5 protein-coding genes are annotated in these 13,862 nt (G+C 61.9%); all 5 read left to right on the forward strand.

Going from position 1 to position 13,862, the window contains the following annotated elements; translation table 11 throughout:
- Positions 1-53: 53 nt before the first annotated feature.
- Positions 54-8,861, forward strand: coding sequence for a type IV secretion system DNA-binding domain-containing protein (locus DVK06_RS14770; RefSeq protein ID WP_233561756.1), 8,808 nt, complete (start codon positions 54-56; stop codon positions 8,859-8,861).
- Between the two features lie 2,200 nt (positions 8,862-11,061).
- Entirely contained in the window at positions 11,062-11,265 is a 204-nt protein-coding gene (locus DVK06_RS14775) for a hypothetical protein (RefSeq protein WP_121600849.1), read from the forward strand.
- 353 nt (positions 11,266-11,618) lie between these two features.
- On the forward strand, positions 11,619-12,041 hold the full coding sequence (locus DVK06_RS14780; protein WP_121600850.1) for a hypothetical protein: 423 nt from the start codon (positions 11,619-11,621) through the stop codon (positions 12,039-12,041).
- Positions 12,042-12,470: 429 nt separating this feature from the next.
- Positions 12,471-13,031 carry a hypothetical protein gene (locus tag DVK06_RS14785; RefSeq protein ID WP_121600851.1) on the forward strand — a complete coding sequence of 187 codons (561 nt, stop codon included), beginning with the start codon at positions 12,471-12,473 and terminating at the stop codon, positions 13,029-13,031.
- 130 nt (positions 13,032-13,161) lie between these two features.
- Positions 13,162-13,617 carry a hypothetical protein gene (locus DVK06_RS14790; protein WP_121600852.1) on the forward strand — a complete coding sequence of 152 codons (456 nt, stop codon included), beginning with the start codon at positions 13,162-13,164 and terminating at the stop codon, positions 13,615-13,617.
- Positions 13,618-13,862: the final 245 nt, after the last annotated feature.

The following is a 13,862-nucleotide window of genomic DNA, read 5'->3' on the forward strand; positions in this document are numbered from 1 at the left end:
GGACACGCAAAGGCGTCGGCAACCGGCCTCCCGCACAAGCAAATCGGACAGCAATGCCACCAGACATGCGGGTGAACCGTGACCTATCCGAACTCGGTGGCGAGGCGTCTGCGATGGCGTCACTCTCTGGTGACCAAGTTGAAGAGTCGGATACTGTCGGCCCCGACCCGACAGAGAAGGAAGACTCCGTGTTCATGAAGGGACTCGGAACAGTTCTCCGATTCTTCTTCGATGACCAGACGCAGGCCACCGACACGGAGCCCGACACACCCACCGCGACCGTTGACGTCGACTCGACGCCTGAGAAGCAAGAAGCGTTCAACGAGCTATATCGCCAGTTCATCTACGGCGAACTCACCCGTGAACAGATCAAAAGCCAATACAACGACCACGTCGCGGACAACCTCGTCCGGAAGTTCCAGAACCGACGGGCCGAGGAACTCGGGGTCGATCTTGAGGAGCTAGACAAGCGCGACGACGTGTTTGACGCCCCCGGTGCCCGAAAGACGCCCGAGTCAGACGAGGGAGAGGAGACACCAGCCACGGACGACACCACAGACCACGCCGAGTCTGGGAAGGGGACGAACGGCCCGAGCGGCACACACCCGGAAGACGACGTCGAGGGCGTGGCCGACCTTCCGGCAAAGCCCGAAGAAGACCTGCCGCAAACGACGGGCGACGAGACTGGCCCACCAAGCCCGTACACACGCGGTCGCGAAAACCCCGCCCACCACCAACACTACACCTACGATCAGTCGGATACAGATGTCCAGCTTCGTCGGGAGCCGGGACTCCAGCGCTACTTCCCGTTCGAGCTCACGGCGACCGCCAGCGGGAACGGCGCCGCCGAGGACGGCGACCTGTTTGCGGGCTTCGACGTGCGTGATCGCCTCGTTCACTCGCACACCCACCACCCGGACGAACCGATTTGGCTGGGGTACGACAGCAACCCGATGGACGGGATTCGGGAAATCGGGCTTGAGCCGTTCTCGTGGTTCCGCCACATGACGATCTTCGGGTCGACGGGGAAAGGCAAATCCACCACCCTGAACATGATGATGAACCAGATTGCCCGGAAGGGCCACGGGTTCGTCTTCATCGACCCGAAGGGCGACACCGTCGACGACCTGATCACGCAGCTGCCCGACGAGCGGATGGACGACATTATCTGGGTTGAACCGGGCAGTGAGACCTTCGAGAAAGTCGCGGGGATCAACTTCCTCGAGCCCGGCGACTGTGAGACGGAGATCGAATTCGACCGCGAGGTGGAGTCCATCATCAACGACCTCCGGGCGGTCCTGCGTGGCGGTGAGTACTGGGGCCCGAAGATGGAGGGGATCACGTCCAATATCGCTCGGGCGATGATCCGGTCGCGACGGAAGTTCACCCTCGTCGATATGTACTACGTGCTGGCCGACAACGAGAGCCGCGCGAAGTTCTCGAACGTCGTCAGCCAAGAGGGGATGAGCTTCATCCACGAGTACACCACGAAAATCGCGGAGATGGACACCGAGGAAATCGACCCGGTTCTCCGCCGGATTCAAGACTGGGTCGAAGACCCCATCAGCCGGGGGATTGTGGCCCACCGAGATGGAACGATCAACCTCTCGCACGCCGTCGAAGAGGGGAAGATCATTCTCGTCCGGAACACGGTGCGGTCTGACGAGATCCGGAAGGTCGTCTCGACGGGGATCATGCGCCGCGTGTGGTCGACCATCCGGAAACGCGAGAAGATCGAGGAGGCCGACCGGGAGCCGTTCTTCGCGTTCATGGACGAGTTTGACGACATCGCCTCGGAGAACATGGCGCTCGACAAGATGCTCTCGAAGGCCCGCTCCGGGAAAATGGGCGTTGTGACGTGTCTCCAGAACCCCTCGCAGGTGCGGGAGATTGCGCCCCAGACGCTCAAGCAGATGTTCGGGAACACGGACACGCTGTTGAGCTTCGGTGTGACAGAAGTTGATGACGCCCAGATCATCGCTGAGCGGTTCGACGACGACGATATCGACTCGGGGACGATCCAGTCGCTGCCTGCCTACACCGCGTTGACGACGATCTCCACGATGGACGAGGACGGGCCGATGCGGTCGGACCCGCTTGCGCCCGACACCTTTGCGCCGTATCCCGCACGGCGGACGCCGGCAGAAGCCGAAGCGATCATCGGGGAGAACCTCAAGGAGTACGGCGTCGACGCACTCGAGCAAAACCTTGACGAGTCGGAACACGCCCTGATGCATCTCGGGGGCGAACACGACCTGACGAAGTGCTTCCTCGAAGCAGTGTGGGCTGAACAGATCCGGCAGAACGCACTCGATACGCTGCCCGGCGCATACGAGACGCTTGAGCCCGCCCCAGCGTTGAATATCGACCCGCCGGAGATGGACGGCGACGACACACTCTCGGTAAGTGTCGAGGCCGCAAACGAGGGGTTCCACCGCCGGACGTCGACGGACTTCGAGGAGTTGCCTGACGGAATCCTCGTCGATGAAGAGTATGTTGAGCTGGCCGACCCCGAGGATGAAAAAGAGGAAACCAGCGTCCGGGGGACGGGCGGGACGCCGACAGGACAGGTTCGGATCACCGACCCGGAGACGGAACTGTCGATCACGGACAAGGGGATCCGGTCGGTTCTTGAGCAGGCTGATGAGGATTGGCGGCCTGAGACAGAGAAGCACAACGAAGTGATTCGCCGGTCGTTCGTGATGCTGTCGGCTATCGGGATGGAAGTCACCGTCGTCCGGCAGGACCACGAGGCGAGCCTACCGGACGCAGTTGCCTACCCGCCGATCAGGGGGACAGTCGATACAAAACGGGCGTCGCGCCTGATTGAGAAGTTCAAGAAGGACTACCCGATTGCCGCAGACCTCTCTGGGGGCGGTGCGATCACCATTGAAGCGGAGACATCGACGTACAAGAAGCCAGCCCGGACGCTCCAGAACCTCGCCCGGTCGGTTCGCAACGACCGTCGGGTTATGTTCGTCACCCCGGAAATGGAGGCTAAAGATCGGACAGCACCAGCTGCTCGGGTTGACCACATCCTCTCAGATCCGATGTTCATTCGGGATCATCTCCGGATGCGCCCCAATGAAGACCCGAGTGACGCCGGAGACCTCACAGAGCGCGACCCGATGCCGTTGTACTACAACAAGACGGACTACCTCGAGTTGGGGACACCAACGGACGGTGAGCGCAAGCACGCGCTCATCAGGAAGGGCAAGCAAGCGGTGTGGGTCAACACCCACGACGACGAGATTCAGCTGTACGACGGCATGACTGGCGCGAAGAAAGGCGCCCTCCGGATGGACGAGGGCTTTGGGTCAACGAACGCGTTCGACGTGTGGTGCCGGTACGACGACCACAACAACGAGTGGGTGGTCTACCCCGGCGGCGAAGTCCAGCGCTACCGGACGCTTGGCGACCTTCGCGAGGACTGGCAACTCGTCTACGAGCCGTTCGTCCCGGAGCGGGAGTTTGAGGAGATACCGACTGAGGATCAATGGAACATCATCCAAACCTCACTTCCGTCGTTCCTCTCTCCCGCTGGCGAAGATGCGACAGACGAGACTCAAGAAGCGACGCCCACTGATGGCGAAGACGAACCCGACGCCGGCTCCGCCGATACAGACACCTCACAATCTCAGTATGACAACATCGAAGACGTACCGGTACAAGCAGCACTGAATCAACCCGACGACGACTCCGAAGCGACCGCCAGTACGGATGCCGAGTCGGACATTGATCTACACAGAGCTGGGTTCACTCGAGAGGCAGTTCCCATCCCGAACCGCGTGGTGGTAGACGAACTCCCGGACAACCCCGACAGCCCAACTGGTGAATCCGTGACCGGCGGTCAGCAGTACACGACCATCCCCGATGAGGCGCTGGAGCCGATGGTCCCTGAGAAGCACATGCCGATGTACGAAGACATCGGTGGGCTCGACATCGGAGACAACTCCAACGACCCTGTCGGGATCCACGACGACGCAACCTCGGGTGAGGGCGACACAGCGGCCACGGACGACGCCGATACGCCTGACGAGGAACCCACCCCGAACGTGGACACGACCGTGGATGAAGACGACCCGTTCGGCGCCGACAGCGATACGGACGGGCCAGTCGGTATCCTTGACGATGACGCGGGCGCCGACGAGACGAGCCCGATCGACGCCGTGACGTTCAGTTACGCAGCCGCCATGACAAACTTGAGCACCTACTACATCGCCAACAGTGACGCCGTCGACGAGGATAGCTCGCCTGACGATATCGACATCGACTACGATGCGGTCACCGACCGCTTCGGCGCGAAAGACCCCACCGACGCCGCCTTTTGGCAGGACGTATGGGATTCGGCGAACGTGAACCAGACGGAGGCCATCTTCCGGGACAACCTCCCCGGTGCGCTTCGGTACGGGCCCGGCATCCGTGGCACGCAAGCGGCCGACGCGATCCGGATCGGGCTCGCAGAAGAAGAGCTCGTGCCTGCCGGTGAGAACGCCGTCCGGCTGCCCGGCCCGCGTGACGCCTATGAGGACTACCTCACCGAAGAAGAGGTTGCGGAGATACAGCGCCGGGACAGTTGGGTGCCCGTGTGGGACGCACTCGGCCGCGACCACGACGAGGGGCTGACCGTTCCGCGGACGATGATGGGCCTTCGTGTTGAGTTCGACTTCAAGAAACCGATGGCGCAGGCCGCTATCGGCGCAGGTGTAGAAGCTGGCGTCATCAAAGAATCCGGAAAGAAACTCATTCTCGGCGATCGAACTGTCCCAGCGTTCTGGGCCACTGTTCTTGATGAAGTCGACGCCGACCCGCATGAGCCACTCACGGAGAGCGAGGTAACCATCGGGCTCGAGATGTTCCACGGGCTTGACGGTGAGGAAGTAACCAAGACCATCGAGGCAGCATACAACCACGGGGCCGTGTATCAAGACGCGGACTCTGACCACCTCAAGATCAACACCCCACGGGACGAAAAGGGCCCGGAAATCGACGCCGCAGCGTTCAGCCGGGATGCGTATCCCGTAGGTGGAGACGACTCGGACTCCGACGACAGTTCTGGCGACGACGACTCCGGCGGCGACGGTTCCGGCGGCGACGGGTCCGATGATAGCGACGACGGCCCGGACGGTGGGGGAGAGACACCCGCCACGGACGACAGCGAAGATGCGTCCCCCACGCCTGCGGACGCGAACGGTGAGAGCGCGGAGCCAGACACGGCCAGCACACACGAGGAAGCCGCAACCGACACCGAGACGACCAACGCCCCGTCCGAGAGTCGGAATGGCTCAGAGGGGCGCACAGGCGCGCACAGCGAGGCCGGGGATCAGGACGACGCAGACACCACGTCCGACGCCGAGACGGAGACACCGAACGTCGACGGCGCCGAGACTGACGCTGGGAGCGAGGACGGCGCCGAGACGGACGCCGGGAGCGACACCGACCCGGACGACCGCGAGACAGAGCCGCCCGCAGACGACGTAGCCGACGCAGAGAGCGACGTCGACGACACAGGCCCGACAGGACAGACCGCACCCGGCGAGCCGCGTGCCGAGCCTAACAGCACGCTCGTCGACGCCGACCCAGTAGACCTCCGCTTGAGCCCCACACCGGACCTCGGCGCAGTCCAAGCGTGTCTCGAAGAAGCCGCCCGCTTCTTCCACAGTCAGCTGGATACGACGATCGACCAGAATGTCACGTGGAACGAGGAGCAGGCGTTCGAGGCGGGCTACCGCAAGCCCGAGACACCGCGGGAATACTTCACCACACTTGACGAGCCCGACCCGGCGTACCCTGTTGAGCAGGATCCCGACGCTGCTGACGCGATGCCGCCGAACGAGGACGCACAGACCGCCGGCATCCAGTCCACGGAAGACGCCGCTGAACGCATTGCCGAGCCCGAGGACTTCGCCGCCGACGAACAGCCGTATCAGTATCTCGGCGCTGACCATCGGGGCTGGAACGACGACCTCGTCGATGACAAGCAGCTCGGGTGGGCGCCTGCGTTCGGCAAGAAGTTGTTCTTCCACCTCGAGGAGCAGGGCTTTAGCCACCACACGATGGTCGCGACCGGGCTGTTCACATACCCAAACGACGCCTACGGCGAGAACGAAGAAGGCGAGGAGTACGTCGATTACACCACGATAGACGATCCTGATGACCCTGCCGACCTCTCGTGTCTCTTCCGGGCGCGGTACATCTTCCCGTACTACGACGAGGACGGCAAGGTCGCCTTCTTCATCGGGCGCCAGCCCGACTTCGATACGGAACACGGCACGCACCCTAACGACTTCACGAAGGGGAAGTACGCCAAGCTCGCGACGACGAAGAACTACACTATCGCCGACGAGCCGATTTACGGCCGGGAGACCATTGTCGAGGGCGAACCGCTCGCGATTACGGAAGGGATGGCCGACGCGATTACCGCTCACGCCCACGGCATCCCGTGCATCTCTCCGGTGACGAAGTCGTTCAAGATGAAGCACCGCGACGTGCTCGCGGAGATCATCAAGCGCCGGGAGATCCCCGACGTGTACTTCCTCCAAGATTCGGACCCGCCAAAGCGGGTGGTACTGGCTGAGGAAGACCGGGACCACGACGAGCGTGAGTGTGAACGCGACATGAACATCCGCGAGTTGTTCTGTACCGGCGAGTTCCCCGGCGACGAGATGTTCACCCGGAAGCTGGTTCTTGAGGCCGCTCGCGACGGGACGCTCCAAGACAAACTCGACGATCAGGACATTCGCGTCGCGCCGCCGGCTGACGCCGACGTCGACGCAGACGAGAAAACGCCGGTCGCTGCGGAGGAAGTCCCGGTTCACCTGCTAGAGTCCGAAGGCGAATTCCACGGGAGAGGCCCGATCAGTGAGGTCATCGAGATCCACCAGTACGGGCCCGGCGTGGATAGTGCCGTGAATATGGGCCGGGTACTGGACACCCACACGCCGTCGCCGGACGATACGTTCACCGGGACGGTCCAAGCCGCCGCCGAGGTCTACCGCGAAGAAGTCCTCGAGGGCGACGCCGACCCCAACGAAGATGATCACGAGCTCTGGGAGGAAGTCGCGACGCGGCTTGGCGTCATTGACGTCGACACCGAGACAGACGAGACTGCTGAGAGCGCCGACGCGGACGGACAGACGGCGCTGACGCCCGACGAGGAGCCGACCCACACAAACTACGGTGGGACGAACGTGTGGCTCTTAGAGTTGCCGCAGTTTGGCGATGAGAAACGCGACCTTGACGACTTCCTCCAAGAGGGCTGGCTTGCGCTCACGCCGCCGGCTGAGTGGGCGCTTCGACTGACGATGGGGAATGGCCCGACGACTACCGACGACGAGAGTGAGGGACCGGCCACGGCCCCTGCGTGGATGCGGGCGCTCGCCGACCGGTCGGACCCAGTTGGTGAGTACCCAACCGGGATGGATCCGTCGTCGCTTGGCTATCCCACAGCGCACGACCTGCCCCAGACTGTCGGGGCGATCGACCGGACGGAAACGGGCGTGGATCTGCCCGTTCGTGACCCCCACATCATCCCGGCTGATCCCGACGCTGACACGGGGGCGCTGACAGCCGCTCACAGGTGGCCTGTTGGCGACGCGAACACGCTTCGCGGCGAGGGTAATGTTCTCGATCCTGTCCCTGAACAAAACGCGGTGTATCCACCCCTCTCGCTGTTCGGATTCATCCCCACAATCCACCCGTCACAACACCCCGCTGCGACGGGCAACATTGGGGGGCTTGTGAACGACGCCAGCACCGCAATGGATATCGACCCACAGGAGATCGAAGACCGGATCGAAGCGGGCGACTATCGCGAGCTCACTGGGAGCCACAACCCCCTCTGGAACCTCGACCTGCGCGACCTTGGACTCACGCCCGGATCCCGTGGGAAAAACCCCTTCGGTCACTTCGGTGAATCGGAGAACTACTTCGTCGTGATTGACGACGAAACTGCCTACTGCCACAAGCGGGAGGCACTCTATAACTTCCAACACTTTGCGCTCTGTGACATGGGCAAGCGCGACCCGAAGGATTCCGCAAGTGGTCAGAATCTCGATGATTTAGAGTACCTGCATCTATGGACCTACGCGCGGCAGAACAACCTCGTTCCAGAGCACACGCCTATCCCGCTGAAGGGGCTTGTGGGATACGCGATCGAGCATGATTATTGCGAGCCTGATGACCTCGAACAATTCGGCGAGAGTAGCGATGATTCCGGCGGTGATTCGGACGAACAGAATGCCGACTCGCCGGGCAGGAACAAAGCCGGGAAGCGCAACCTCAAGCTCCCGGATGATGTCTACTTCCCAGTTCTCAAAGATATCGAATACACGACAGGATACACGCCCGCACGCCTCGCGGACAGTAGTGGATCCGGGAGTGACTCGGGCGGAGACGAGAGTGGTTCGACGACGCCCTCGGTCGACACAGAAGACGTGGCGTTCGACAGCATCCACCGGAAGTATGGCCAGCCGCTCATCGGGGACGACATGCCCGACCCACTGAAGCAGTTCCTCCGTCGCTACACCAACACGGAAGACGAGACGATCACGACCGACACCGACGAGACGGTGTTCGTTCCGAAGGCCGAACTCCGCGATGCGTTCAACTCGTGGGCGCAAATCTGCCTCCGGCACATCCGTAACAGTACTGATACGTCGGTGGATGATGTAGCGATCCAAGAGTACGCTCCGGGTGCGTTCACCAGCCCACTGAAAGCGCAAGTCGACGTCGAACTGAAGGAAGGTCGGCCCGAACTTGAGGATGGTAGCCGGCCAACTGTCTGGTACGGAATTGAACTCACAGCAGAGGGCGAGAATCTCTTAGAGCTCAAAGGCAAGTTCTCTCCCGAGGACGAATAGCGACTTCACACGTACGCTTTCAACGTCAAGTTCTTCCTCTGACGTTCACTTTTCTCTGGCACTTTTATCAGCATTCATATGTTTGTTTTAGCTCTGTAATCACCTGCGGTTCACCATTTGCTGAATGTAGTGGCCTCAGCTATGAGCTGGAATTTGACGACACACAAGTTTGTCACCAACCACCCAACCTCGACTATTCTAGCGCCAACTTTTGTCTCGTCACAGGCGCTTATCTAGCCACTCCGCCACGTTGCTATTGAGCACAAACAACACTCAACAGTGCCTACTTTGGACCGGGGCGATACACCCCCTTGACATAGATATCAAAATCGCATGACTGCGGGCTATGTCAAGGGGTAGATCCCCACCAGATGCCCAGTATAATTTCTCTAATTCTACCCTGTATACTATACTGTGAATCCACTCGGGGGCCATCTAGTTAATTCCAACATCTAATATGCGGAATGTGGGGACATAGTAAAACCTGAAAATAACCATACGGGAGGCGCGTCAAGGGGGTCGGGCAGTACCGGAACTTACCCCCTTGACGCAAATCAAAATCGCATGACGGCAAAGGTGTACTGTGTGTTGGACTCTCAGAATGACCTTTATTTTCAATTTTTAGTACCACATCTCTGACTATTCGGCCTTGAGCAGTGAAATTAATGTGACGGGGGTGGATTCTGGTCGATTTACAACCCAATCTAGACCACCCCCTTGACATGGATTCAAAATCGCATGACGGCGGCGTGTGTCAAGGGGGTCTAACTCACATTATGGGACTACACACTAATATGACTCGCTCGCATACCTGAGCGTGTTCTAGAAAGCCGTTTCAGCCGTTTTCTGAGACCGACTTATTTTCACCCTCTCAGAACACCCCCGATTTTGCCAGCGGCGTCTGAGATATACCGGGTAATACCCCCGTTGGGTGGGGGTGTTCAGGCCCAAGGGCCAAGAGTAAGATGCCTGATACAGCAGGCAACCGGGATCACCCCAGCAGTCCCCTGAAGGGGACATGAAGAGACAGGACCTCAGACAGAAGCATCACCAGCTGGTCGACCACCAAGATCGAGACTGACCGCAGAGGGCAGTCGGCCAGCAAGACGGGGACACCACTACACGGCGGTCGGCACTGCCACCGCCTCATCGACACTGCGTGACTCACGAATCCTCTCAGAATCTCGAAATAGTCTCAGCACACTTCCCCACGGGTCAAGTGGACCCCGGACCCAACACGACTCGTCGTCTCGACGACCACGATCGTCTCGGTAGACTCCACATCTCCTGACGGTCGATGACCGCCACCGGGACAGTCCCCTTGGGGACCAGTCGACTGCCGTCGACACGCCGTCCGATCCACAGACGAGAGACTCCCTCAACACACTAGCTGTCGACCAGTCTCTCACCGCCGAGTCGTGGCTGTGGTGACTGTTTCAGGAACCTTATGAGTCAGCCGATGACAAGTCGACCGCAGACGCCGACCGGCTGTCACCATCGCCACGATCACACGCCGTGTGGAACGGCTTCGACCCCGGCGGGATTCTCACCTCCGACGTCGGCGACCGACTCTACTGATCCCCTCGTCCGGGTGGGCTTGTCGATGCGACTCGACTCGTCGATCTCGACTCGCGGCGTCTCCCGACCGAGGTCACAACGTGGTCACCAGTCGGCATCGACACCGCCTCTCCTCGAGACCACAGACGCGGCGACCAGTCGCCGCTTCACCATCGGTGGCCCTCGGCTCGGATCCGACGATCAGGATCCACAGCGAGGTAGACCTCTCAGTATTCTGACTACGACGCTGTCAGCCGTCACCAGCGACGGATCGCCACCACTACAGACACGGCAGGTGACCGCTTCGAGTCTGACAGCCGACGGGGACCGAACGGTGTCGGGTCCACCCCACCAACAGTGGTCGCGACCGACACGCCTCGAGGACAGTTGGTCACTGTTCTGTTGGGTGGGTTGCCCCCACCTCGACGACTCCCTCTTGGCGGGAGTCATCGCCAGTATCCCCACCGAGAATCTCTCAGAAATCTGGTATACAGAATAGCGTCCACGAGCCACCCACCTCCGGTGGGGCCTCGTTCTGTCTCAACACGGTGAGACGACACCGTCTGAATCCGGACGGAGTGGCGGCAGGCCCCAACCCAGTGATAGCATTATTTTGGTCGAGCCAGCGGTGAGGTTTCCCAAGATGAATACGCTCCTCGCACTCGTCGTTTTCACCGCGTCGTTCGGCACCGCAATCGCCCTGCTCGTCGGCATCGTCTTCGCTGCGTTGCTGTCGATGAACGCCCGGAGTGGATCGGAGGGTTGTGACTTCTGTTCGAGTGACGCCGCGACTCGTCTCGGGGGTGGCGACGTCGCCTGTAGTGACTGCAAACGCCGGGTCCTCTGACCGGCTTCTCAGCAGGGGTCGTGACCCCCTCTCTATGGCCCGGTGACTGGTGGGTTTGTTGCGGCAGTTGACGGAACCGCAACCAGCCTGTAGTGGAGACGGTCGATCACTCGGGTCTGATCGGGGCCGATCTCGAGGGGTTACCAGTGGGGGAATCGTTGTTTGACTCCCCACTCGTAACGGCCCCAATGGGACGGCTGGTTGTGACGTTAGCAGTGACTACTAACCCACCGTTCAGCACGGTGTCGGAGACACCGGCTACGGCCGAGTCTTGTCGGGGCTTCAGCTGACGACATTTTTCCTTCCCACCAGTGGTGAGGGTTTCCCCCGAGGGGGTGACCCGACCAACCACCATGACCGAAACGCTTCGCGGTTCGACGCCTCAGTCCGAGTTTGACCTGACGACTACCCTTGACGACGAGATCGAGTGCGCCTGTGAGGGCTGTCACGACGACGTCGACGACCAGCTGAAACTCCTGCTCGGGTGTGACGCCCGTGGGATGGTTGCTGACTACGGGACGGTCGGCTTCTGCTCGCTTGAGTGTGCCCGCCAGTTCGTCTCGGCGGGGCCGTACCAGTCGCTCGAGGAGGACCTGATCGTCTACACGATGGACCCGGTCGTCGCGACCGTCGTCCACAACGGCGAGGTCATCGAGGCCACGCTCGGCTTCGACGTCAAGGAGGCCATCGAGGCGGCCGCCGAGATCGTGGCCGACCTCGTCGACGACCCCGGCCTCTCTCCTGACGACTTCTCGATCCAGACCGAAGCACTCTGACCAGCCTGCCGGCCTCTTTTTTTGCGCTGAGGAGGGCGCCTCGACGCGGACTCGATCACGGCCGTCGACGGGACGTCGGCCACCTCCCCAACCGTCGGGCCTGATCCGGAGTCCCTGCGGGACGGTTGCCTCTCTAGCCGACGCCCCATCGCCGCCCTACCGCAGAAGGTCTTCCCGCAACAGCACCGCGACGGCGACCGCTAACGGCCGCGGCCAGTCCACGCGGACGCATCACGCGGTCGCTTCGCTCCACACGCGTTGCGCCCACGGGCCCAATCCCCAGCGGGCCGCGGCCTCGGCTCCCGCGACGGGACTGGCTCCGTCCCGCTCCCGCACATCTCCCGGACGGGCCGGTCGACGCAGGGCAGCATTATTCCCCCCATCCGGAGACGAGGGCTTTCCCCCGAGGGGGTGGCCCGAGAGACAACCATGAGCAGCAACACCGAGTCCCACGACAGCACCGACAGCGTCGAGACCATCCAGCCGTACTGCGGCCACACCGTTCTCCGCAGCGAGACCTTCCTCATCGGCGAACTCCGCGTCTGCCGGACGTGCTTCCTCAACCACAGCGAGCCGTGGTTCGATATCGACGACTACCCGACTGTCCTCCAGACCGAGAAACGCACCGCCCACGAGGGGCGGGCCACCAGCACCGTGACGAGCCACGTCCGGCTGCTCGGCATCACCACCGACCGGACGGTCATCTACCACGACGAGATCGACGACCAGTTCTGGACGGTCGTCCCGGCCCACTCCGAGTACCATGACACCGAGGACGCGATCCGGACGCCGCTTCGCGAGGTCCACAGCGACTGCACGCTCGGCGCACCGGCCAGCCACGGCGACGACGATTTCCACACCCTCCCGAACGGTGACCATCTCGCACTTCTCGAGGTCGCCGAGGCTCCCTACTCGATTCGCGAGTGGCTCGTCGCTCACGACGACGAGTTCCGCCAGCTCGCCGACTACTACACCGACCGCTCCCAGTAGGGCCAGCCGGTCGGCCTCTTTTTTTGCGCTCCGGCGACCGCCCCGTCCTGATCGACCACCGTCGTCGGCGGCATTATTCCTCCCAGCCGGAGACGAGGGCTTCCCCGAGGGGGTCGCCCGAGAGACCGCTATGTTCGACACGACACCCACCGACGCCGACAGCTTCGAGCCCCGCCACGACGACCACCACCGCGCCATCGACGATCTCGACCTCGCCCCCGGCGAGTGTCGCCGGGTCGACGACATCCCCCAAGGCCGCAGCTACCACCTGCGGGTCGGCGATCTGTACCTCGTGATCGGCAGCGACAGCGTCCGGCGGACGACGCCATCGGGAATGCACTACGACGAGGCCTACGGCCGGACGACGACCGTCGACCCCGGTGAGGCCTTCGAGTACCTCCACGGCGACTACTCGCCCGACGTCACCAACTTCTGTCTCGGCTGCGGCGTGACCTTCGACGCTTCCGAGAACCGCCCATGTAGCTGCCCTGTCGGCAGCGAGACCGACTCGATGGAGTGGCCCAACGTTCCGACTCGGGCTCCACGGACCCTCGTCGACGGACAGCTTCTCGCCCAGCCCCAGTAGGCCCGGCCGGGCGGCCTCTTTTTTTTGCGCCACCAGCTTGTCTTCTTCATCCCGCAACTCCACGATCGCTCTTAGTGGGGCTCTCGGTTCCGCACCCCAATCGACAGCCGTGGACCCCTCGGCCGGCCGTCGAAGACAACATTATCGCCCCCAGCCGGAGATGAGGGTTTTCCCCCGACAGGGAAGCCCGATTCCGACCATGGAACGAAAGAACTCTCAGCAGGTCGAGCCGACGCAAGAGCAGA

Origin of the sequence: Halorubrum sp. Atlit-28R (assembly GCF_003665955.1) — an archaeon.
Lineage (GTDB): Archaea > Halobacteriota > Halobacteria > Halobacteriales > Haloferacaceae > Halorubrum > Halorubrum tropicale.

Coding starts and splice junctions, on each gene's coding strand:
- DVK06_RS14780 (WP_121600850.1), top strand. CDS start 11,619: ATGACCGAAACGCTTCGCGGTTCGACGCCTCAGTCCGAGTTTGACCTG.
- DVK06_RS14790 (WP_121600852.1), top strand. CDS start 13,162: ATGTTCGACACGACACCCACCGACGCCGACAGCTTCGAGCCCCGCCAC.
- DVK06_RS14775 (WP_121600849.1), top strand. CDS start 11,062: ATGAATACGCTCCTCGCACTCGTCGTTTTCACCGCGTCGTTCGGCACC.
- DVK06_RS14770 (WP_233561756.1), top strand. CDS start 54: ATGCCACCAGACATGCGGGTGAACCGTGACCTATCCGAACTCGGTGGC.
- DVK06_RS14785 (WP_121600851.1), top strand. CDS start 12,471: ATGAGCAGCAACACCGAGTCCCACGACAGCACCGACAGCGTCGAGACC.